18 protein-coding genes are annotated in these 22,958 nt (G+C 60.1%); 11 read left to right on the top strand and 7 right to left on the bottom strand.

What is annotated here, in order from left to right:
* The first annotated feature begins 36 nt into the window (after window positions 1–36).
* The 5 genes from pcaD (at window position 37) to ACR0KX_RS13690 (ending at window position 4,591) form a co-directional block, all read left to right on the top strand.
* Window positions 37–825: a 3-oxoadipate enol-lactonase gene (pcaD, locus tag ACR0KX_RS13710; RefSeq protein WP_170623846.1), complete on the top strand. Its 789-nt coding sequence runs from the start codon at window positions 37–39 to the stop codon at window positions 823–825.
* Window positions 826–837: 12 nt separating this feature from the next.
* The gene (locus ACR0KX_RS13705) at window positions 838–1,566 is read left to right on the top strand and encodes an alpha/beta fold hydrolase (RefSeq protein ID WP_170623848.1); all 729 of its coding nucleotides are present in this window, start codon (window positions 838–840) and stop codon (window positions 1,564–1,566) included.
* A 75-nt stretch (window positions 1,567–1,641) separates the two neighbouring features.
* A complete protein-coding gene (locus tag ACR0KX_RS13700) occupies window positions 1,642–2,859 on the top strand; it encodes a TCR/Tet family MFS transporter (RefSeq protein WP_170623907.1) in 1,218 nt (405 codons plus the stop codon).
* A 105-nt stretch (window positions 2,860–2,964) separates the two neighbouring features.
* Window positions 2,965–4,197 (top strand): mandelate racemase/muconate lactonizing enzyme family protein, encoded by a 1,233-nt coding sequence (locus tag ACR0KX_RS13695; RefSeq protein WP_170623850.1) that lies wholly within the window; start codon window positions 2,965–2,967, stop codon window positions 4,195–4,197.
* Window positions 4,198–4,303: 106 nt separating this feature from the next.
* Window positions 4,304–4,591: a metalloregulator ArsR/SmtB family transcription factor gene (locus tag ACR0KX_RS13690; RefSeq protein WP_170623909.1), complete on the top strand. Its 288-nt coding sequence runs from the start codon at window positions 4,304–4,306 to the stop codon at window positions 4,589–4,591.
* Window positions 4,592–4,594: 3 nt separating this feature from the next.
* On the opposite strand, the gene ACR0KX_RS13685 is transcribed toward ACR0KX_RS13690, so the two are convergent.
* Window positions 4,595–7,591, bottom strand: a complete 2,997-nt coding sequence (locus ACR0KX_RS13685) for an ABC transporter transmembrane domain-containing protein (RefSeq protein WP_170454594.1) — start codon at window positions 7,589–7,591, stop codon at window positions 4,595–4,597.
* A 244-nt stretch (window positions 7,592–7,835) separates the two neighbouring features.
* Here ACR0KX_RS13685 and ACR0KX_RS13680 point away from each other — a divergent pair, with 244 nt between their 5' ends.
* Window positions 7,836–8,195 (top strand): DUF3307 domain-containing protein, encoded by a 360-nt coding sequence (locus ACR0KX_RS13680; protein ID WP_170454596.1) that lies wholly within the window; start codon window positions 7,836–7,838, stop codon window positions 8,193–8,195.
* Window positions 8,196–8,305: 110 nt separating this feature from the next.
* On the opposite strand, the gene ACR0KX_RS13675 is transcribed toward ACR0KX_RS13680, so the two are convergent.
* The 6 genes from ACR0KX_RS13675 to ACR0KX_RS13650 all read right to left on the bottom strand — a co-directional run bounded on the left by ACR0KX_RS13675 (window position 8,306) and on the right by ACR0KX_RS13650 (window position 15,497).
* Window positions 8,306–9,610: an FAD-dependent oxidoreductase gene (locus tag ACR0KX_RS13675; protein ID WP_170623852.1), complete on the bottom strand. Its 1,305-nt coding sequence runs from the start codon at window positions 9,608–9,610 to the stop codon at window positions 8,306–8,308.
* Window positions 9,607–10,281 carry a TetR/AcrR family transcriptional regulator gene (locus ACR0KX_RS13670; protein ID WP_170454484.1) on the bottom strand — a complete coding sequence of 225 codons (675 nt, stop codon included), beginning with the start codon at window positions 10,279–10,281 and terminating at the stop codon, window positions 9,607–9,609. The genes ACR0KX_RS13675 and ACR0KX_RS13670 overlap by 4 nt, the downstream gene beginning before the upstream one ends.
* Window positions 10,282–11,832: a trimethylamine methyltransferase family protein gene (locus ACR0KX_RS13665; protein WP_170623857.1), complete on the bottom strand. Its 1,551-nt coding sequence runs from the start codon at window positions 11,830–11,832 to the stop codon at window positions 10,282–10,284.
* 2 nt (window positions 11,833–11,834) lie between these two features.
* A complete protein-coding gene (locus tag ACR0KX_RS13660) occupies window positions 11,835–14,237 on the bottom strand; it encodes a GcvT family protein (protein ID WP_170623859.1) in 2,403 nt (800 codons plus the stop codon).
* Window positions 14,238–14,350: 113 nt separating this feature from the next.
* On the bottom strand, window positions 14,351–14,980 hold the full coding sequence (locus ACR0KX_RS13655; RefSeq protein WP_170623861.1) for a glutathione S-transferase: 630 nt from the start codon (window positions 14,978–14,980) through the stop codon (window positions 14,351–14,353).
* 19 nt (window positions 14,981–14,999) lie between these two features.
* Window positions 15,000–15,497 carry a class I SAM-dependent methyltransferase gene (locus ACR0KX_RS13650; protein WP_170623863.1) on the bottom strand — a complete coding sequence of 166 codons (498 nt, stop codon included), beginning with the start codon at window positions 15,495–15,497 and terminating at the stop codon, window positions 15,000–15,002.
* A 233-nt stretch (window positions 15,498–15,730) separates the two neighbouring features.
* Between ACR0KX_RS13650 and ACR0KX_RS13645 the strand changes: the two genes are divergently transcribed.
* The 5 genes from ACR0KX_RS13645 to ACR0KX_RS13625 are packed head-to-tail and all read left to right on the top strand — an operon-like array spanning window position 15,731 to window position 22,951.
* Window positions 15,731–17,503: an ABC transporter ATP-binding protein gene (locus ACR0KX_RS13645; RefSeq protein ID WP_480708516.1), complete on the top strand. Its 1,773-nt coding sequence runs from the start codon at window positions 15,731–15,733 to the stop codon at window positions 17,501–17,503.
* Entirely contained in the window at window positions 17,496–19,406 is a 1,911-nt protein-coding gene (locus ACR0KX_RS13640) for an ABC transporter substrate-binding protein (RefSeq protein WP_480708515.1), read from the top strand. The genes ACR0KX_RS13645 and ACR0KX_RS13640 overlap by 8 nt, the downstream gene beginning before the upstream one ends.
* Window positions 19,407–19,419: 13 nt before the next feature.
* The gene (locus ACR0KX_RS13635; RefSeq protein WP_170454498.1) at window positions 19,420–20,448 is read left to right on the top strand and encodes an ABC transporter permease; all 1,029 of its coding nucleotides are present in this window, start codon (window positions 19,420–19,422) and stop codon (window positions 20,446–20,448) included.
* Window positions 20,445–21,599, top strand: coding sequence for an ABC transporter permease (locus ACR0KX_RS13630; RefSeq protein WP_170454501.1), 1,155 nt, complete (start codon window positions 20,445–20,447; stop codon window positions 21,597–21,599). Before ACR0KX_RS13635 ends, ACR0KX_RS13630 begins: the two co-directional genes overlap by 4 nt.
* The gene (locus tag ACR0KX_RS13625) at window positions 21,596–22,951 is read left to right on the top strand and encodes a CoA transferase (protein ID WP_170623867.1); all 1,356 of its coding nucleotides are present in this window, start codon (window positions 21,596–21,598) and stop codon (window positions 22,949–22,951) included. The genes ACR0KX_RS13630 and ACR0KX_RS13625 overlap by 4 nt, the downstream gene beginning before the upstream one ends.
* Window positions 22,952–22,958 lie beyond the last annotated feature (7 nt).

Here is a 22,958-nt window from a genome sequence, read left to right as displayed (position 1 = left end):
GTGCAAAACATCGACACGGACAGAAGGATCAAACGCATGACCTGCGCGGATTTTGGCGATGTAAAGCTGCATTACCGGATCGATGGCGCCCCGGATGGCGCCCCTATTGTCTTTGCCAATTCGCTGGGCACCGATCTGCATCTTTGGGACGCAATTCTGCCCCATCTGCCCGCCGGGCTGCGGATCATCCGGTATGACAAACGCGGGCATGGGCAATCCTCAGTCCCGCGTGGCCCTTATTCCATGGGTGCTCTGATTCGGGATGTCGAACGGTTGCTGGATCACCTTGAGGTGCGCGACTGTGTCTTTGTCGGTCTGTCCATCGGTGGTATGATTGCGCAAGGTCTGGCCGTCAAACGCATGGATCAGGTCCGCGCGCTGGTCTTGTCGAACACTGCAGCCAAGATCGGCAACCCGCCGATTTGGCAGGATCGGATACAGGCCGTGCAACAGGGCGGTATCGAAGCATTGGCCGATGCCACGATGGAGCGCTGGTTTTCCCGGGATTTCCGGGCAGCGCAGAAACATCTGCCGTGGCGAGATATGATGGTTGGGCAGCCGGTCGAAGGCTATCTTGGATGCTGCGCGGCCATTGCGGGCACGGATTTTTATACGCCCACCAGCGGCTTGCGGCTGCCCACCTTAGGCATCGCCGGCAGCGAGGACGGCTCGACCCCACCGGATTTGGTGCGCGAGACGGTCGAGTTGATCCCGGGCGCAGATTTTAAACTGATGCGCAGGGCGGGCCATCTGCCCTGCGTGGAAAAACCTGAAGACTACGCAGCTTTGCTGAACGAATTCTTGACCGGTATCGGGCATATTTGAAGGAGCCAATACATGGCTGATTTCCTTTTGGTCCACGGGTCCTGCCACGGCGCGTGGTGTTGGCGCGACCTGATTCCTGTGCTGGAATCCCTCGGCCACTCGGTCCGCGCCATCGACATGCCCAGCCATGGCGCTGATCCAACCCCCATCGCAGATGTCACGCTGGATGGGTGCAGGGATTCTATCCTGTCGGCGACAACACCGGAAACGATCGTCGTGGGCCATTCGTGGGGCGGGTATCCCATCAGCGCCGCGGCCGAGGCGCAGCCGGATGCCATGCGCGCGCTGATCTACCTCAGCGCCTATGTCCCGCAGGACGGTCTGTCGATGGTCGAAATGCGCCGCCGCGGACCCAGCCAGACGATTGCCGACGCGGTGGAAAAATCCGCCGACGGGCTGTCCTATACCGTCCGTCCGGACTGCGTAAGAGAGCTGTTCTACCACGACTGCGACCCGGACATCACGCCCTACGCCTTTGGCCGCTTGTGTCCTCAGGCCATTCGTCCGCAAGATACACCCTTGCATCTTGGCGCGCGCTACCAAAAGGTCCCGCGCGCCTATATCGCCACCAGCGATGACCACACAGTACCCTTTGAGTATCAGTGCAAGATGAGCGAGGGCATCCCGCCCGCGTTCCGACGCACCATCCACTCGGGGCATTCGGCCTTCTTTTCGCACCCGGATCAACTGGCCAACATCCTGTCTGATCTGAAACAGCAATTGTCGCATGACCAAACATAGATGACCTCGGGCAACTCTTTCCTAACGTAGTAACCCCGCCTAGGGTGCGAGGGTTGAAACGACGTGACGGTTCTGATGCGCCTGCCTTTTGTCTTTGTTCTTTCCATCGTCATGATCGACGCAATGGGCATCGGCTTGGTCATGCCGATCATGCCCCAACTGATTGTCGAGGTTCAGGGCGGTACGCTGGCCAATGCGGCGGTGTGGGGTGGCGTCCTCAGCACCGCCTTTGCCGCGATGCAGTTCGTATTCGGGCCGATTCTGGGTAACTTGTCCGATGCTTACGGACGCCGATCCGTTCTGCTGGTATCCCTGTTTGTCATGGTGTTGGACTATGTGGTCATGGCGCTGGCGGGCAGTATCTGGCTGCTTCTGGCGGGCCGTATCGTCGGCGGGATCACGGCGGCCACGCATTCAACGGCGGCCGCTTTCATGGCCGACGTCTCGAAACCGCAGGACAAGGCGGCGAATTTCGGGCTGTTGGGGGCGGCTTTTGGCGTCGGTTTTGTGCTGGGCCCTGTCGTGGGCGGATTGCTGAGCGAATACGGCACCCGCGCGCCTTTTTGGGCGGCCGCGGGCCTGTCTGCAATGACCTTTGCCATTGGCTTGTTCGTGATGCCGGAAACGGTGACGGACAAGACCCGCCGGGCCTTCAGTCTGAGGCGCGCGAACCCGATCAATTCGTTGAAGGCTATTGCCGCCCTGCCCGGCATTCGCCCCTTGCTGTGGGTCTATTTCCTCTACTCGGTGTCGATCTATGTCTATCCGGCCATCTGGGCCTATTTCACGACCGAGCGGTTCGGATGGTCCCCGCAGATGATCGGCGTGTCATTGGGCGTGTACGGCCTTGCTATGGCAGCCGTTCAGGGCGGGTTGATCCGCCCTGCCACCCGCTATCTGGGTGAACGGGTGACAATCATATACGGGATGGTTTTCGAAATCGTCAGCTTTGGTATTCTGGGTTTTCTGACCAACGGCCTGATCGCCCTGATGCTGATCCCGATCACCGCCATCGGCGCCGTCATTACTCCTGCACTGCAGGCAATGATGTCGCGCGCCACACCGGATTCGCAACAGGGGGAATTGCAGGGCGTCCTGACATCGCTGCATGCCTTGTCGATGGTCATCTCACCCCTGCTGATGACCAGCATCTTCGCGCAGTTCATCAGACCGGACACAATTGTCTACCTGCCCGGCGCGCCGTTCCTATTGGCGCTGGTTCTGATGCTGGCAGGGTGTGTGCTGTTTTTGCGCGCCCGCCCAATCCAGGGCGTAACAGCGACATCAAACTGACGATTTCCGCCTTGCGGCCTGCATCTTCCCGCGCCACCGTGGCTGAAACAGTCCGGCGCATCGCACGCGTCGACACGTCAAACCCACAGGGCCGGAGGGCATGGGATGAAACTGCAGGACCTCGATATCATCATCACAGCGCCACCCGCACCGGGCTGGGGCGGGCGTTATTGGATACTGGTCAAAGTGACCACCGACACAGGCATTACCGGTTGGGGCGAATGCTATGCCTCATCCATCGGTCCCGAGGCCATGCGCCACGTGATCTGCGATGTGTTCGAACGGCACATGCTGGGCGAAAACCCCGAGAATATCGAGTTGATGTTCCGCCGCGCCTATTCCAGCGGTTTCACCCAACGCCCGGACCTGACCGTCATGGGCGCGTTCTCGGGGCTCGAAATCGCCTGCTGGGACATTCTGGGCAAGGATCGGGACCGGCCTGTCTATGCCTTGCTGGGCGGGCTGATGAACGAACGCATCCGCTCTTACACCTACTTGTATCCCCTGCCCCAGCATAACCTGAATGATTTCTGGACCGCTCCGGATCAGGCCGGGGAATGCGCCGCTGAAATGGTCCGGCGCGGCTATACCGCGGTCAAGTTCGACCCGGCTGGCCCTTATACGATCCGGGGTGGGCATATGCCCGCGATGTCCGACATCTCAATGTCCGTGGCGTTCTGCAAAGCGATCCGTGAAGCGGTTGGAGACAAAGCCGACCTGTTGTTCGGCACCCATGGTCAGTTCAACACGGCGGGCGCAATCCGGTTGGGGCAGGCGTTGGAACCCTATTCGCCGCTGTGGTTCGAAGAACCCACCCCGCCGGACAATATCGAGGATATGGCCCGCGTCGCCCGCAACGTGCGCATCCCGGTCGCAACCGGCGAGCGCATGACCACCAAGGCCGAATTCGGTGCAGTTTTGCGCGCCGGTGCCGCCGAGATTCTGCAACCCGCCCTGGGCCGCGCTGGCGGGATATGGGAGATGAAGAAGGTCGCCGCCATGGCCGAGGTCTTCAACGCGCAGATGGCCCCGCATCTTTATGCCGGTCCGGTGGAGTGGGCCGCGAATACGCATCTGGCCGCATCAATTCCGAATCTTCTGTTGCTGGAAACCATCGAAACACCGTTCCATGATCAGTTGATCAATGGCGCAATCCGGGTCGAAGACGGCTTTGTCACGCCACCAAGCGCGCCCGGTCTGGGGATCGAAGTCAACGAAGATCTGGCCCGCGCGCACCCGTACACCGGGGACGGGTTGCACCTGCAAATGCAGGAAGACCCCTGCGATTATGCCAACGGCAACGCCTTTCAGGGCGGAGCCCCCGCCACCGAGGGGTGACAAGCCCGTATGGGTTGGGGCATATTGCGCCAACCCCAATCGGACAAGTGGCCTACCCGTGACCCTGAATGAACTAACCGACGAAACCCCTGATACGTCGGCAAATATGAAAGAAAACGCGGCAAGCGCCGCGGCCTATCTCAAAACACTGGCCCATGAAGGGCGTCTAATGATCCTGTGCCATTTGGGCGACGGGGAAAAATCGGTTGGGCAGTTGGAAGACCTGCTGCAAATCCGGCAGGCGGCCGTCAGCCAGATGCTGGCGCGGCTGCGCGAGGAAAATCTGGTGTCCACCCGCCGCGATGGCAAGACCATCTATTATTCGCTGGCAGATGGGAACACACGGCAGGTGATCGGGTTGCTGTACGAACTCTTCTGCAAGCCCGACGGTTAGCGGTCAGTTCGATACGTAACCGGCAATCACCTGCATCAGCTTGAAGGCGGTCGCAGCGTCGTTTTCGACCACAGCCAGGAATTCCTCCTCACCAATGCGCAGGCAGGACATCTTGGTCTCGGCCACCATGCTCAGCGCGCGGGGTTCCTTGCGGATCAGGCCCAACTCGCCCACCAGCTCACCCGGTCCCACCTTGGTAATCAGTTGATCGGGGCCGTCCGGTTGCGGAAGGAACAGGCCCGCCTCACCTTCCAGAACCACATAGGCCCCATCGGTCGGCTGATCGTCCTTCAGGAACACGACCTGCCCCGGGATCGCCTCGAACCAACGCGCACCAAAGGCCAGCAGACGCAATTGTCTGCGATCCAGGCCGGAAAACAGAGGTGTTTGTTCCAGGGCGCGCAGCTTGCGCGCAAGGTCAGCCGAGGCGGCGCTGTCTTCTTCCACGTCCGCAGGTCCTTCGTCCGTGACCACACGACCTTGCCGGATTTCGACATACATGTCGAATACGTCCGGATTCTCGAACTGATCGTTCAAATAGACGACCGTGGTGTCCGGCATCAGTTCGCGCAGGTTTTTGTAGACCGCTACCTGCGTCTGCATGTCATAGCTGGCCAGCGCGTTTTCCAGAATCAGGATGTCGGGTTTCTTGATCGTCGCGCGGGTGAAGGCCAGCGGCTCGGCAAACACGGCGGGCAGGTTCTGACCGCCCAGCGCAACCGGAACGTCATAGATCAACTCGACAACCAAAAGCCGCGCGCCGTTTTCGGCCAGCACATCGACGATCAGCTTGCGGGCCTCATCGGATCGCGCGCCACCGATCTGGCTGACTTTGCCGAACAGCGCGTTCTCCATCACCGTCAGACCGGGGGCGAACTGATCCGGGTCCAGTGAAACGAATACATCTTGCAACCGCGCTAAAAGCTTGTCGGAATGGCTGTGCCGCAGTTCGAGAATGCGGTTCTTCAGCTCATCCGTGAAGGCCGGGCCGATTTGTTCCGCGGAAATCACCAATGGCACGGCCAGCAGGTTGGCCAATTGCTCGTCGTCCAGACCCGAGGCACCCTCTTTCCGTGTCCGCTCAACCAGTTCGACAGCAGTCTCGTAGGTTGCGGCCTCAAGCCCCAGTTTGCGGAACAGCGGGTGATCGGTGCCATCAAGACCAAAGATCTGCCGCAACATATCGATCACGTCGCGCGTCAAGGCGATCAGCGTCTCATCCAGACCCAACTCTCGCAACTGGCCCAGGAAGACGGTCTGTTTGGCCAGCAAATCCTGCGTCACCGGAACGCGTGGGGTGGCGAACAACAGGTTTTCGGCCACCGGCAACGCGGGGTTATAGCTTTGGCGATCAAAGATCAGCGCCTGCTGCGTCAGGCCCGCTTTTTGAACAGCCTCCTGAACCTTTGGGCGAAGATCGATCAATTTGCGCGCAAGCTCCGGATGGGTGTCCGGATCAAAGACCTGCTCGGCCCCGCGTTGGAACAAGGCGGCACCCGATCCCATTCCATCGATCAGCTTCAACCACCAGTCCCGCAACTCGCTGGCGTCCTGCAAACCGGCAAGGGACGGGTCCAGCCATTCGGTCTGGAACGGATCGTCGCTGTTGCCCGCCCGCAAGGTTTCGGCAAAATCCGGATCATCCGTCTGATCGGACAAGGGCTTGAACCGCATCGGCATCATGACATTGTCACCCAGCGTGCCCTGAAACATGACTGGCCGGGACGAGGCATAGCCGATCCGCGCCGCCACCACACCCTGATGAAGCTCGGACAGATTATGTTCACCGATTGCCACCTTGCCCGCGCTGGGCAGAATCTCGCGCGTCAGCAATTCGCTTACGGCGCGCCGATCTTCTTCGCTTGGGGCCGCGATGCCGATGATCTTGCCGCCCGGGAACGTCAGGTTCAGATCGTCCAGCACCTGATTGCCGTCCATATCGCGGACCGAGACGTGATCCAGAACGATGTCGCCGTTCAGATGCGGGCGTGCCTGTGGCTCACCCTCGAATAGTCTCTCGTCCTGCATTCCCGAAGGCGCGAAGCGTTCGATCACAACGTCCCAGCGCAGCGACATATCCTGCGTCTGGTTGTAATAGGTCAGCAGTTCCTTCCATGGCGAGCTCAGGTCCTTATACGCCGCCAAAGCCGCCACAAGTGCCCCCAGCGAGACCGAACCCTGCAGCACCAGCAAGCCGCCAACCAGATAGAACATGAACGGCGTCAGTTGCGAGATGAAGTTGTTTATGAACTTCATAAAGAACTTCTTCTGATAGATCTCGAACCGGATCCCGAACAACCGCCCCAACTGATCCGAGATCATAGCGCGACGATAGCGCCAGCCACCATTGGCGCGCAGGGTCGAGGCACCGGCGGCATTCTCGCCGATCTGGGCGGCCAGCACGCGCACCTCTTGTATGCGTTTTTTGTTCAACAGGTTGATCTGGCGCTGCAATTTCGGAATCAACCAGGCCTGCAAGGGGATCAGGGCCACCGCCGCCAGACCGAACCAGACGCTTTGCAGGAACAGGAAGGACAGGATAGTAATCATCTGTCCCGCCTGCAAAACCGGCTGGCTGATCGCATCCCCCATCAGCCCGCCCATCGGCTCGCTTTCGGCGGTGATCATCGACACCATCTCACCCTGACTGACCCGCTCGAAATAGGGCTGCGGGAAACGCAGGGCACGGCTGATCAACTGATAACGAAAGCGCCGCAGCATCCGTTCGCTCAGCACCCCTTTCATGGTGTTGATGCGCATCTTCATCAGGCCATGGGCCAGAACCGCCGCAAGAAAGGCAAAACACAGGATGATCAGGAAATTGGTCTGCGGCAGGCTGTATCCCCAGACATCCACAACATCGCTGCTGGCACCGATCGCATCGTTGATGATGCGTTTGGGCAACTCCAACGTCAGGTACAGCAAGGGAAACAGCGTCGAGGTCACGGCCAGCAGGATCAGCTGGTCGCGTTTGGAATACTTCCAGATAAAACGAAAGATCGTGCGCTCTATGGAACCTGCCCCTGCTTGTACTCAAAACTCATGATTGGCGATATGCCGGAAAACTGAACAGTATAAATCTACACAATCCCAGCAAAATTTCGCAAACACGTTTTCGAGCCTCAGATTTCTTTGCCAAATGTGAACTAGTTCATTTACCAATTGACGCATTCACGCCTAGTATCCGCTGAAGGACGATTTCGGGAGGGAACTTTTGACTGCCAGTTTTGGCGCAGTGTTTGTCATGCTCTGCTTGTTGCAGATCAAACATATGTTCGCTGACTATTACTTACAAACACCGAAAATGTTGTCCGGTCGGGGTGAATATCTTCACATGGGCCGTGCGCAGCATGCCGCTGTGCATGTTGTTGGCTCGATCATTGTCTTTCTGATTTTTGGCACGCCGTTGGCCTTTATCCTGATCATCGGCGCGCTTGAGTGGTTTATTCACTTCAATATCGACTACGCCAAAGCCAGCTATTCCGACAAAAAACGGCTAGAGCCCAACCAGCCCGCATTCTGGCGCGCGGCAGGTCTGGACCAGTTGATGCACAATCTGACCTACATCGCCATGGCCTGGGCCTGGGTTACTTTCGCACACTGACCGGGACCGCGTCGTGTTTCCGTCGCGCGGCAATGACCAGCATATTGACCAAGGTGTGACCCGCTAGAATTTGGGCCTCCAGTCATTCAGAACGTTTGGTCGCCTTTCGACTACCCCAAAACCGAAAAACTGCTTTCCTCGTTGATCGGGCGTTTGCGCGAATAAAAGCCGACATCGATCATGCGTTTGATGTAGGGCAGTTCAAACTGAAGCGGTTCGGCGTCGTGATCCGCTCCGCCCTCGCAATAATCGATCAGGGCGGTCATCATCTTCCCGGCGATCGGAGCGTTCTTGTACTGGTTCCCGCTGGTGCCGCAGGCCATGTAGAATCCCGGAAGGCTGGACTTGTCATAGATCGGAATCCAATCCGTCGAGGCGTCATACAGGTCAACCACCCCACGGGTCTTGGACGGAATGCCAAGGCTGGGCACACGCTGAGCGTAGCGCATGGCCTGCGTGGTCCACTGGTCGGTAAAATCGCGGTTGTAGTGGATGTCATCCTCGCACCACTGATGCGGGTCGCATTCCGGGTCTTCTGATCCGACAAGGATGTGATTGCCATGCTCGGGGCGGCAATAACACGCGATGTCGCTGTCCGAGACGATGGTGCCGTCGTTTTCGAAATCAAACCCCTCGGGGGCGGGCACATGCACCACCTCTTGCCGTAGGGGGCGGGTTTCGATGGTCATATCGTCCAGCACATTCGCCAGTTTGTTGATGATGGCCGATCCCGGCCCCGCCACGTTCACCACCACTTTGGCGTGGATTTCCTCGCCCGAGGCCAGCTTGACCCCGGCCACACGACCGCCGTCGGTCAGGATCTCGACCACCTCGGCCCCGGTGCGAACCTCGGCCCCGTGTTGTTTGGCCGCGTCCATCAGGTTCTGTGCCGACAGCGCCGGGTCGGTCACGTACCCCGCTTGTGGCCAGTAAACACCGCCCTGCAACTTGCGGCCATTGGGTTGGCCGAACTCCGGATCATCCATGCGGCGCGCGGGCGCGAAACTATCCAGCGAATAGACCGGCAAGCGTTCAACAACCTTGTCGGGCGACCATTCCTCGAACGGGCAATCCAGATCGGCGCTGTTCTTCATGTGCTTTTCCAGCATGCCATTGGCATCGGTTTTCATCACCAGACAGCCCGTTTCACGGAACTGCGCCAGATTGGCATCTGACGGCAGGCCCAGATATTCGGCCCAATCGCGCCAGTAGTGATAACCCTCCCACGCAAAGGCCGTGCCATCGAAGGTCGAATAATGCATCCGAATGATTGCACAAGACCCTGCGGTTGAGCCGTGCCCGACCTGCGCATTGCGATCCAGCGACAGCGCCTTCCATCCAGCCTTGGCCATCTCAAACGCGATGGCGGCACCGATCACTCCGGTCCCTATGATGATTGCATCCGGTTGGCTCATTCTGTGTCTCCTTCCCAATAGCGCTTGGAATAGGCGCTGAATTCTTCCACTTCTTCTGGGCGCGGCTCGACACCCGTGAATACGTACAGGTAATGCGAAACCATCGACAGCCGCGTCTCCATCGGCTCGTTCAGCTGCGCCAGATCGTATCCGATCTGCATGTAATACAGCACGCGGGCGCGGGTCTCGGATTCGATCTCGGAATAGCCAAAACGCGCGAACATGGCGTGAAGCGCCTGCAATCGTCGGGCATCCGATTGATCCAATGCGCGGCGCACCTTGCCGGATTTGCGCGCCCAGTCGCGCACCGCAAAGTCCAGCGCCGTATCGAACAGGTCGGTGTTCACCACACATCGATGCACGTTACAGACCGCTGCCGTGATCGTCCTGGCCGGTGCCTCTGCCTGCGCGACCAACGCAGCCGTATTGGTGGCCTGCCAGCGCGACAGCAGCGCGTCCAGAAGCTCCTGCCGGGATTTGAAATACCAATAGAAGGACGAGCGCGAGACTGCCATGCGCTCGGCCAGGTTCAGGACCTTGATCTGGTCCACACCGTCCGAGATCAGCACGTCCATGGCCACATTCAGCCAGTCGTCGCGCGTGACCTTGATGTTGCCGACCAAGGGTTCAGCCAGTGGATCATCCCGATGCAGAATTGGTTTGGTGTTCATTCAACTCTCCGGCGGTGCGCCGCCCTCGGCGGTCCGGCGCGCGATGAAATCATGTAAGGCACCCAGCCGGTCGCTGCCGCCAGCAGGGGCCTTGAAATCGTTCAGGATTGCCTTCCAGACACCGGTCGCGCGATGGTTGGCATCAACGCCCCCCCGCTCGGTCCAGGTGCCAAAATTGGCGTAGTCGTGAACGTGGGGCTGGTAGAATTCGGTGTTGTAGCGCTCCATCGTTTGACTTGAGGCGAAGAAGTGGCCGCTGGGCTCGACCTCGGCCAGTGCTGTGTCAAAGCCGATCTCGGCAGTCCCGGCCTGCGCCCCGGCACAAAGCTCCGCGACCATGTTCAGGACCTCGGCATCGCAGATCATCTTTTCAAAGGACACCGTCAACCCGCCCTCAAGCCACCCGGCAGAGTGGATGATCACCGTCGCACCAGCCATCAGACAACCCCAAAGGCCGAACTGGTTTTCATTGGCGGCCTGCACATCGTTGATATTCGATGCCGACCCTGCCGCCGACCGCCATGGCAGACCCAGATGCCGCGCTAGTTGCCCTGCCGCAAGCGAGGCTTGGAAGTGCGAAGGCGTGCCAAAGGCGGGCGCACCCGATTTCATGTCCACATTGCTGGTGAAGGTGCCGTAACAAACCGGCGCTCCGGGACCCGCCAGTTGGGTCAGGGTCAGCGCCGCCAGTGCCTCGGCATGGGACAGCGTGATTGCGCCTGCCACGGTGATCGGGGCCATCGCGCCCATCAGGGTGAACGGGGTGATGATCGACATCTGCCCATGCCGCGCAAAGTCGATCAGGCCTTGCGCCATTGGAATGTCCAGCGTGCGTGGACTGTTGGTGTTGATAATCGTGTAGCAGTGCGGGTTGGCCCGGAACTCCGCATCCGTCAGACCGCGCGCGGTAGAGAGCATTTCAAAGCAATCCATCACCTGCGGCGTCCCGCGCGAGAAGAAGAAGGGGAACTTGTCCGTCAACTCCATCTGCGCCTTGGTCGTGAAGTAATGGCGTAAATGGGTCGGCATGTCCTGCGGCTCGACCTGGGGCGAGATCATCTGGAACACGTCGAAATGATGGGTGAGTTTCAGGAACTCCAGATAGTCTTGCCCGGTCGCGGGGCGTCGCCCGCGTTCCAGATCGGTGGCGTTGGGTGCGCCAGCACCGGGCTGAAACACCAGCGAACCCAGTTCCAAAGTAAAATCCCTGCGCCGTGCCCCGGCGCGGCACGCGATCGATTTGGGGGCCGAGGCCACAGCTGCCTCGACCATATCGCGCCCGATGAAGACCATTTCGCTGTCTTCATCCACCTTTGCGCCACCTGCCGCAAACAGGTGTCGCGCCTCGGGCAAAAGGACTTTGACGCCCAGCTCTTCCAACGTGCGCAAGGCCGTTTCGTGCATGTCGGCGATCTGATCGGCGGGGAACACCTCCATTTGCGGGAACGGGTTCCGCAATTGGCGGTAATTTACGTCGCGACTGGGTGCGGGCGCGGCCTCGGCCCCACGTCCGCGCCGTCGCCTGCCACGCTCAGGGGTTTGCGAGATCATCCTCAGCCCCTCATCGCCTTGCCCTGGGGATCATACGGCGATGGGGCGATCACCCGCGCGGGTCGTTCGACCCCCACCACATGCACGGTCAGTTCCGTACCCGGCGCGGCCTTGTCGCGGTTGACCAAACCCATTGCCAGCGACTTGCCAGTGTAATGGCCATAGCCGCCCGAGGTGACGAAACCAACGCGGTCCTCGCCCGACCAGATGGGTTCATAGCCGCTGGCATCGGCATCCAAAGCGTCCACCTCCAGCGTCACCTGCACCTGCGCCGGGCCGTTGCCATCGCGCTCGGCCAAGGCAGCGTCTTTGCCGACAAAGTTCTTATCCCAGTCGATCCAGCGATCCATACCGGTCATGCCGGGGGTATAGGCCTGGGTGAACTCGGCGGACCAAATGCCAAAGCTTTTCTCAAGCCGAGTCGACAGCATCGCGTTGAAACCGCACTCGCGAATACCGTCCTCGGCCCCGGCCTCCAGCAACATGCGCCTCAGTTTGATGTGATCGCCATAGCGGCAGTTGATCTCGTACCCCTTCTCGCCCGTCACCGACATGCGGGCCACGCGGGCGCGGACCAAACCGATGTCGAAATCTCCACACCCCATGAATTTCAGGCCCGAGATATCCTGTTCCGCCAGTTTCTCGACCACTGCCTGCGATTTCGGGCCAACCACGGCGAACCCGCAGTATTCTTCGCCCAGATCGCGGACCTCAACCCCGTCGATCATGTGATCGTCGAACCAGCGCATGTGCCAGGCGCGCAGATAGTAGCTGCCCATGATCCACCAGGTGCCATCACCCCAGTTCAGGACGGTCAGATCACCTTTGAGGCGTCCGTTCTCGCCCAGCATCGGGGCCAGCTTGGCCCGACCCGGCGCGGGCAGTTTCGAGGCCATGAGTTTGTCCAGCCAGATCTCTGCATTCGGCCCGGTGACCTCGAACCGGGAAAAGCCCGAGATATCCATCAGGCCCACACCCTCACGGATCACCTTGCATTCCTCGGCCACGATGTCATGCGCGTTCGAGCGTTTCAGCGTCGGCGTCTCTTCGAACCCTTTCGGCGCAAAATACAGCGGCACCTCAAGGTCCCAGCTGACGCCCCATTTGCAGCCCGCCTCGGTCATCGCATCATGGGCCGGGGCCATTTTCAACGGACGGCCCGCAGGAAGCTGTTCGTTCGGATAGGTCATCACAAAACGGCGGGAATAGAACTGGCCTGTCGTCTCGCGGATGTAGCGTTTGTTTTGCGCAAAGTCTCCGTAACGGGCCACGTCCATCGGCCATGCGTCGGCCTCGGGTTCGCCATGGATCATCCACTCGGCCAGCGTCTTGCCAACGCCGCCACCCTGAAGGAACCCGGCCATCACCGCGCAGGCCGACCAATAGCCCCGCTTGCTCGGCACCGGCCCGACCAGAGGGTTACCGTCGGGCGAGAAGGTAAACGCGCCGTTTACCCATGTCTTGATGCCCACGTTCTGGATCGAGGGATAGCGTTCAAAACCCAGCGTCAACTCGTTCTCGATCCGGTCGAGCTGCTCCTGAAACAGTTCCTCGCCATAGTTCCACGGCGCGCCATCCATGGCCCAGTGTTCGTGATCGACCTCATAAATGCCAACCAGAACACCCTTCTGGTCCTGCCGCATATAGGTGAACCCTTCGAGGTCCACGGTCATCGGCATCTCAAACTCTGCCTGCGCCACCTCGGGTACGGTGTCGGTGATCAGATAGTGGTGCTTCAGGGGCGAAACCGGCAGTTCGACCCCGGCCATCCGGCCCACCTGCTTGGCCCAGAGGCCAGCGGCGTTGACCACGTGTTCGCAGGTAATCGTGCCCTTATCTGTCACCACTTCCCAACCATCCGCTGTCTGCGTCAGGCTTTCGACCTTGGTTTCCTCGTAGTATTCGGCCCCGCGTTTCTTGGCAGCCGTCGCATAAGCCTGAACGGTGCCGGTGGTGTCGATATACCCCTCGCGATCCGCCCACATTGCGCCCAGAACGCCTTCGGTGGACATGATCGGGCAGCGTTTCTGTGCCTCTTGCGGGGTCAGCAACTCGCAGTCATCGATCCCGATAGACTGGAAGATACGGTAATTGGCCTGCAACCACTCCCACCGTTCGGGCGTGCCAGCCAGCGTCAGGCCGCCGGTCATGTGCAACCCGATATTCTGGCCCGATTCCTTTTCAATCTCGCTGAGCAGGTCGATGGTATAGGCCTGTAGCGAGGCCATATTCGGATCCGCGTTCAGCGCATGGATGCCACCCGCCGCGTGCCAGGACGAGCCCGAGGCGAGCCGCCGCCGTTCCAGCATCACAACATCCGACCAGCCGAATTTGGCCAGATGATACAGAACCGAGGCGCCAACAACGCCGCCCCCGATGACCACGACACGGTATTGGGATTTCATCCCGACCTCCCCTAATCAGAACCTGGAAAGACGCTAGTGGCACTGTTCACTTCTGTCTAGACATTTCTGTACAGTAATCGACCCAATCAGACACCCGCCTGTTTTGGCTGCTTTCAAAGACTGGCGCTGGGCCTGGATTGAACCGTGTGAAACCACGTTTGCGTGGCGGTATTGCCCTCGGGTATCCGCATTTTGATCACGCGCGCGAAATCGACGAAAACGAAGGTCGAGATATCGGCGAGGCTGAAGGTATCCCCGGCGACAAAGGGGCTCTCGGCCAATCTGCCCTCAAGCAAGTCAAAAAACGCCCCGACACGTGCCGCACCACGTTCCGCCAGTTGAGGGATCTGGGCGTAATCGACCGGCCCCGGAATGGCGCGATCCTTGAAGGCCGGATGCGTGTTGCGCAGCGCATCGGCAATCGGGGCCCCGCCCTGTTGTTCGACAAGGGCATGCCACATTAACACCTGGCCTTTTTCGTCAGGTGTACGCCCCATCAGGGGCGGTTCGGGAAAGCTCGCCTCAAGATAGGCCGCGATTCCCAGGTTTTCCGTCAGGACCGCGCCCTCGTCCGTCACAAGAACCGGCAGGGTCGCGCGCGGGTTCACCGCCAGAAACGCATCCTCCAGCTGCTCACCCTTGGCAATCGAGACCTCGCGCGTTTCGATGTCGATCCCCTTTTCGGCGATAAACATGCGGGCCCGGCGGGGGTTTGGCGCTGTTGAACAATCATAGAAGATCATCGGCTGGGTCCTTCTTGGATCATCGGCGATAGACGAAACAGCGCCCTACGACGGCCTCGCCGGGCAAAGGCAGTTCAGTCAGCGTTTCGAAATACATTCGGTCACTCGACACCATCAGCCCGCCCTCGGCCAGCAGCGGCTCGATCAGCGGGGAAACAAGGCGCGCGAAGGCATCGTTCTTCTCGCGATTATGCCCGCCAAGATCCGCGTGGATCAGGCTGGCAGACGCGCCGAAACGCGCGACCGAGGCGGGCAGCGTCTCGCGCACATCGCCCAGAATGACCCGATCCTCGGGCGGGGTGCTGTCCGGGTGCGAGGCCACCGCGCGTTCGAACACGTAAACTGGGCGGTCCTGAATGTGCCGGATCATGTGATGATAAGTCCGGCCATTGCCCAGACCCAGTTCGAATACCGGCCCCTCCATCCCTGCGGTCTGCGCTATCGCAAAATCCAGACAGGCGCGCTGCGACACCATGCGGTCGATGAACAGATCCAGACGGCTTTGATTCTCGGACACGGGGAAATCTCTCCTTGATACCGCTCACCAGCATAGACGCAGGCGGCTGTGCACTAGATGACAAAAACTCAAGAGTTTGTGTAGCAGCGAAGACATAACTTTCATATTCCCGAGACATTTCAGTCTAAGAACGGGTTTGACTAGACGGGCGGAACCGCGCGACACTGACTAAAAAATCACGGGGAGTTGATACAGCCGATGCTACCGTACGGCCAACGGGGTGGAAAACCCGAATGAGCGCGTTGTTGTCCGTCAGAGACCTCAGCATTGGTTTTGGCGTGGGTGATCCTGTGGTCACAGACGTGAATTTCGACGTTGAGGCCGGTCAGACGCTTGCCCTTGTGGGCGAGTCCGGGTCGGGCAAGACTATTTCCTGCCGGGCAGCGCTGCGCATCCTTCCCCGAACCGCACAGATTCGCAGCGGCTCGATCATTCTGAACGATTCCAAGGGCACCGCTGATCTTGTGAAGATCGGCGAGCGTGAGATGCGCGGCATTCGCGGCAATCGGATTTCGATGATTTTTCAGGAGCCCATGCGCTCGCTGTCGCCGCTGCACAAGATCGGCAATCAGGTTAGCGAGGTGCTGTGGCTGCATCGCGGCGCGTCCGAGGCTCAGGCCCGCAAAGAGGTTATCACGCAATTCGAACGTGTCGGTTTCCCCGATCCGCAGCGCGCCTATGATTCCTATCCGTTCGAGCTGTCCGGCGGTATGCGTCAGCGCGCGATGATCGCGATGGCGATGGTGGCCAAGCCTGAATTGCTGATCGCGGATGAGCCGACAACGGCGCTGGACGTGACAACACAGGCGCAGGTGCTTGGTCTGATCAAGGAATTGCAACGCGAAACCGGGATGGCGCTGATCCTTGTGACCCATGACCTTGGCGTGGTTGCCAACATGGCCGAGCAGGTCGTGGTCATGCACAAGGGCCGCGTGATGGAGGCGGGTCCCGCCGCGCCCATCCTGACTGCGCCCGCACATCCCTATACCAAGCAGTTGTTCGATGCGGCGCCCGAAATCCCCGATCAGGATGCCGTGGGCATTCCCATGCCTGACGAAGACCTGATCCTGCAAATGAAAGTGGTTTCCAAGACCTATACGATGCGGGCCAGCAAGGGCTGGCAGGCAGATAAGGAAATTCATGCCTGTCGCGGCGTCGATCTGAAACTTGCGCGCGGTAAAACGCTGGCCATCGTAGGTGAAAGCGGCTCGGGCAAGACCACCGCGGCCCGGATCGCCCTTGGCGCGGAACTGCCCGATCCGGGCGGAGAGGTGCTGTTCCGCACCTCCGCAACCGAAGACCCGATCCCCGTCCACAAAATGAGCCGCGCCCAGCGCACCGCCTTTCAGCGCAAGGCGCAGATGGTGTTTCAGGACCCCTATAGCTCGCTCAGCCCCCGCATGCGAATACAGGATGCGATGACTGAGCCGTTGGAGATTCACCGGATAGGCTCAACGTCGGAACAACGGGACAAGGCCGCCGAGATGTTGCAGCGTGTTGGTCTGAACGCCGACATGCTGAAACGCTACCCGCACGCCTTTTCCGGCGGTCAACGCCAGCGCCTGTCCATCGCCCGCGCCATGATGCTGGACCCGCAACTGATTGTGTGTGACGAGCCGACCTCGGCGCTGGACGTGTCGGTACAGGAACAAATCCTGACACTGCTTGAGAACCTGCAGGACAGTCTGAACCTGTCCTACTTCTTCATCTCTCACGATCTTGCGGTCGTGGCGCGCATTGCTGATGAGGTCGCCGTGATGCGCCGGGGGTTGATCGTTGAACAAGCCCCACCCGAAACCCTTTTCTACAATCCGCGCCACCCCTACACCAAGGCGTTGATTGCCGCTCAACCAGAACCCGACATCAACCGCCCGATCGACCTGAAAATGGTTTCGTTGGGCGCCGGCGCGCCGGACAGTTGGGATGAAGCCTTTCGTTTCTCTGACACCGTGATACCTTCACTTGTGGAATTGGAGCCGGGCCATAAGGTACGTTGTCATGTTTAAGACCACTCGCCATTTGTTTTTTGCCGCATCGCTGGCCTTTTCTTCGACCTTGGCCGCCACAGCCGAAACACCAACCCCGCAAGAGGCCGAATACTGGGCCGCAAAGGTTGATGCCGGAGACTTGCCACCGGTTACCGAACGCTTGCCGAAAGAGCCTTTGATCGTCGATCTGGCCGCCAAAGGGCGCGAGTTCGGAACGCCCGGCGGGACCCTGCGCACCATGGTGACCCGCTCCAAGGATATCCGTCAGATGGTCGTTTACGGATATGCCCGCCTGGTCGGCTTTGACGAGAATTACGAGATTGTCCCCGACCTGCTGGCCTCGTTCGAAAACGAAGGCAACCGCAAGTTCACCCTGAAACTGCGCGACGGGCACAAGTGGTCGGACGGCTCGCCCTTCACGTCCGAGGATTTCCGCTATTGGTGGGAAGATGTTGCCAATAACGAATTGCTCAGCCCGTCCGGCCCCCCGGATTTCCTGATCGTCGAAGGCAAAACACCCACTGTTTCATTCCCGGATGAAACGACCGTGATTTTCGAATGGGATGACCCCAATCCGGATTTCCTGCAATCGCTGGCGCAGGCCCGTCCGCCCTTCATCTACCGGCCAGCCGCTTTCCTGAAGCAATATCATGAGAAATTTGCGGACCCGGAAGAGCTGGCGTTTCAGGTCGAAGATGCCCGCGTCAAAAGCTGGGCGGCCCTGCATAACAAACTGGATAACCTGTATAAATTCGACAATAGTGAGTTGCCGACCCTGCAGCCATGGTTGAATGCCAGTTCGGGCAAGAAGATCCGGCACAGCTTTATCCGCAACCCCTATTACCACCGCGTCGACTCGAACGGTGTGCAACTGCCCTATATCGACGTGGTCGAGATGGAGATTGTTGCCCCCGGCTTGGTTGCAGCCAAGACCAACGCAGGCGAAAGCGATTTGCAAGGCCGTGGTCTGGCGTTCCGCGATGCCTCGATCCTGAAAAAGGGGGAAGAGGTTGGCAATTACAAGACATTGCTGTGGAAAACCGGCGTGGCCTCGCAGATCGCGATTTATCCCAACCTGAACTATTCGGACGAAGCTTGGCGCAATGTGCTGCGCGACGTGCGTGTACGCCGTGCACTGTCGCTGGCAATTGATCGCAACACGATCAATCAGGCGCTTTACTTCAAACTGGCAAAGCCGATGGCGATGTCGGTTCTGCCCGCCTCGCCTTTCTACAGTGAGGAAAACGCCAAGGCCTGGGCCGACTTCGATGTCGATCAGGCAAATGCCCTGCTGGACGAGGCCGGGCTGGATCAGCGCGACAAGAATGGCATCCGCCTGCTGCCCGATGGCCGCCCCATGGAACTGGTGATCGAAACCGCCGGTGAGCGACAAGAGGTGGAGAACGCCCTGCAAATCGTCACCGACACGTGGCGCGAGATTGGCGTCAAACTGGTGATGCGCCCGCTGGACCGCGACATCCTGCGCAACCGTGTCTTTGCCGGGAACACCATGGCCTCGGTCTGGTTCGGATGGGATGACGGGTTGCCGCAGGCCCATACGTCGCCGTCTTATCTGGCACCGACCGATCAGGTCTTTTTGGCCTGGCCGAAATGGGGCCAGTATTATCAGACCGGTGGCGAGGTTGGCGAAGCCCCCGATATGCCCGAGGCCGAGCGCCTGATGGAACTGGCCCATGAATGGGAGATCGCCACCACGGATGAAGAGCGTGAGGCCGCCTGGACCGAAATGCTGAATATCCACGCCGATCAGCTGTATGCCATTGGCATCCTGAACGGCGCACCGCAGCCCATCGTCGTCTCGAACCGTCTGCGCAATGTCCCGGAACAGGCCATGTGGGCGTGGGAGCCCGGCGCGCATTTCGGCGTTCACCGCCCAGATGAGTTCTTCTTCGCCGATTGACAGGAGCAGCTAAATGGTCATGCTGCGCTATGCGGTGTATCGCTTTTTCACGATGCTGCTGACCCTGTTGGTGGTCTCGGTCCTGATTTTCGTGATCATCAACCTGCCGCCCGGCGACTATCTGAGCAATCAGATCGCCGAACTTCAGGCCTCGGGCCAATCGGCAGGCGTGGCCAAGGCCGAGTTCCTGCGCACGGAATACGCGCTGGACCGCCCGATGTGGGAGCAATACCTGATCTGGATGGGTTTCTGGCCCGGTCCGCACGGCTTTTCGGGCATGTTGCAGGGCAACTGGGGCTGGTCCTTTGAATTCGACCGCCCGGTGTCCGAGATCGTTGGCGATACGCTGTGGCTGACCGTCGTCGTGAACCTTGCCGCGATCCTGTTTGTCTATGCAGTCGCCCTGCCCCTTGGCGTGATTGCCGCAGCGCGATCGCGGACATGGATCGACTATACCTCGGCCTTTGTCGGGTATTTGGGTCTGGCGACGCCGAACTTCCTGCTTGCGCTGATCCTGTTTTATTACGGCCACCAGTATTTCAACTTGCCCATCGGTGGGCTTATGGACCCTAAATTCGAAGGCCAGCCGATGAGTTGGGATAAACTCAAATCCATCCTGATCCACCTGATCGTTCCAACCTTCGTCATCGGCACATCCGGAGCCTCGGCCATGATGCAACGCCTGCGGGCGAATATGCTGGACGAGTTGGGCAAGCCTTATGTGGAAACAGCCATCGCCAAGGGCATGGCCCCGTCGCGGATGCTGACCAAATACCCCCTGCGCGTGGCCTTTAACCCCTTCGTGGCCGATATCGGCAACCTGCTACCCTCGATGGTGTCGGGCTCGGTTCTGGTCTCGGTCGTTCTGGGCCTGCAGACCATCGGCCCGACCCTGCTGACGGCGCTCAAGACACAGGATCAGTTCCTGTCGGCCTTCATCCTGATGTTCGTGGCCTTGCTGACGCTGATCGGCACCATGATCTCGGACATTCTGCTGGTGATGCTCGATCCACGCATTCGGTATGAGGGGCGCGAAGCATGACCGACCGCCCCGATGATCGCTTTGTCGATGACGCCCCATTCGACCCGCAAGCCTCGGTCCAGCAGCTGGAACGTGCCGATCTGGACGCGCCAAACTGGGTGCTGGTCTGGCGGAAATTCAGAACCCACAAGCTGGGCCTGATTTCGGGCATCTTCCTGTTGCTGTGTTACCTGATGTTGCCCTTCGCCGGGTTCATCGCACCCTATGGCCCAAATGACCGGAACGGCGAACACCTTTATGCTCCGCCTCAATCGATCAACTGGTTCCACGAAGGGGAATTCAAAGGCCCGTTCATCTATCCCATCGTGGCCGAGGCGGATCTGGAGACGTTCCAGTGGAAATTCGTTCCCGATACCGAAGACCCGCGCCCGATCCGCTTCTTCTGCGAAGGGTCGGAATACCGGCTGGCCGGCCTGATCAAATCCGACACCCACCTGTTCTGCGCCCCGGACGGCGCTACCCTGTTCCTGTGGGGTTCGGATCGGCTGGGCCGTGATGTGTTCAGCCGCATCCTTTACGGCGCGCAACTGTCCTTGACGGTGGGCCTGATCGGCATTTCGGTCTCATTTTTCCTTGGCATCCTGTTCGGATCCATGGCCGGGTATTTCGGCGGGCGCATCGACTGGACGATCAACCGGGTCATCGAAGTCCTGCGCTCTCTACCCGAGCTTCCCTTGTGGCTGGCCCTGTCCGCCGCCGTGCCATCGAACTGGAGCCCGGTTGCGGTGTTCTTCATCATCTCGATCATTCTTGGCATCCTCGACTGGCCCGGCCTCGCCCGATCCGTCCGGGCCAAATTCCTGTCGCTGCGGGAAGAGGAATATGTCCGCGCGGCCGAGATGATGGGCGCAAGCTCGGGCCGGGTGATCCGCAAACACCTGTTGCCCAACTTCATGTCCCACCTGATCGCCTCGGCCACGCTGTCGATCCCTGCGATGATCCTTGGGGAAACGGCACTATCCTTCCTGGGCCTCGGCCTGCGCGCACCGGCGGTCAGTTGGGGCGTGATGCTGAATGACGCGCAGAACCTGGCCTCGATCGAGATCTACCCGTGGACCGCCATCCCGATGCTGCCAATCATCGTCGTCGTACTGGCCTTCAACTTCCTTGGTGACGGATTGCGCGACAGCCTTGATCCCTATCAGCAATGAGTCTGCTTGCCGCACTGCCTGCATCTGACGGCTATCGCACCACCGGGTCCGGGGCATTGCCCAGCGCCTTCGCGGTCTCTGAGCTTGCAACTGCCAGCCTTGCTGCCGTGGGTCAGGAGGTATCGCGCCTGATGGTGGCGCTCAACCTGACGCCCACAGCGCCCGACATCGAGGTCAACCAACGTCTGGCCTCGCTCTGGTTTCGCTATTCCTTCAAGCCCGATGGGTGGCAGATGCCCAGCCTGTGGGACGCCATCGCAGGGGATTACCGCGCCGCAGATGGCTGGATTCGGCTGCACACCAACCTGCCGCACCACCGGGCCGCCGCGCTGAAGGTCCTGGGCACCGAGGCCGACCGGGATGCGGTCACGCAGGCCCTCAGGTCGTGGTCCATTGGTGATCTGGAAAACGCCATCGTCGCGGAAGGCGGCGTTGCCGCTGCAATGCGCAGCCGGGTCGAGTGGCAGGACCACCCCCAAGGTCGTGCAGTCGCCCGAGACCCGCTGATCGGATGGCACAGCCCCAGACATATCACGCTGCGTGATCGGCCCCAGGCCACCGCTGAACGCCCGCTGGCAGGGTTGCGCGTGCTGGACCTGACGCGGGTTCTGGCGGGTCCGGTCTCGACCCGTACGCTCGCCGGGCTTGGGGCCGACGTGTTGCGCATTGATCCACCGGATTGGGATGAACCCGGCGTGATCCCCGATATTTCTCTGGGCAAGCACTGCGCTTATCTGGACCTGAAATCAACTGATGGGCTGGCGCGACTGCAGGCTCTGCTGGCCGAGGCGGATGTCTTTGTCCATGGCTACCGTCCCGGTGCTTTGGACGCCTTGGGCCTGACCAAATCCAAGCGGGACGAACTGGCCCCGAACCGGGTCGAGGTCACGTTGGATGCCTATGGCTGGCAAGGCCCCTGGGCCGGGCGGCGCGGGTTCGACAGTCTGGTGCAGATGAGCGCCGGAATTGCACATACCGGCATGGGCTGGGCGCAGGCGGACAGACCAACCCCGTTGCCGGTTCAGGCATTGGATCATGCAACCGGATACCTGATGGCAGCCGCCGTCCTGTCTGCACTGGCCGAGGCGGCGCAAAGCAACTCGGTCATGCATGCGCAACTGTCCCTTGCCCGCACGGCCGAGCTTCTTGCCGTTTTGGGCAAGACCGACGCAGCGGACGAAATCGGGGAAGTCACAAAAAGCGACTATTCCAAAACCATGGAAAATTCAGGCTGGGGCCCCGGATACCGGCTGAAATCGCCCCTTACCGTGGGCGGGACCGAACTGCGCTGGCCCCGTCCCGCCAACAAACTGGGCACATCTGATCCTGTCTGGCCGACGCCGGCCCCCTGACACACCC

Source organism: Ruegeria sp. BG5 (genome assembly GCF_056538425.1).
This window is presented reverse-complemented; position numbering and strand designations above follow the sequence as displayed.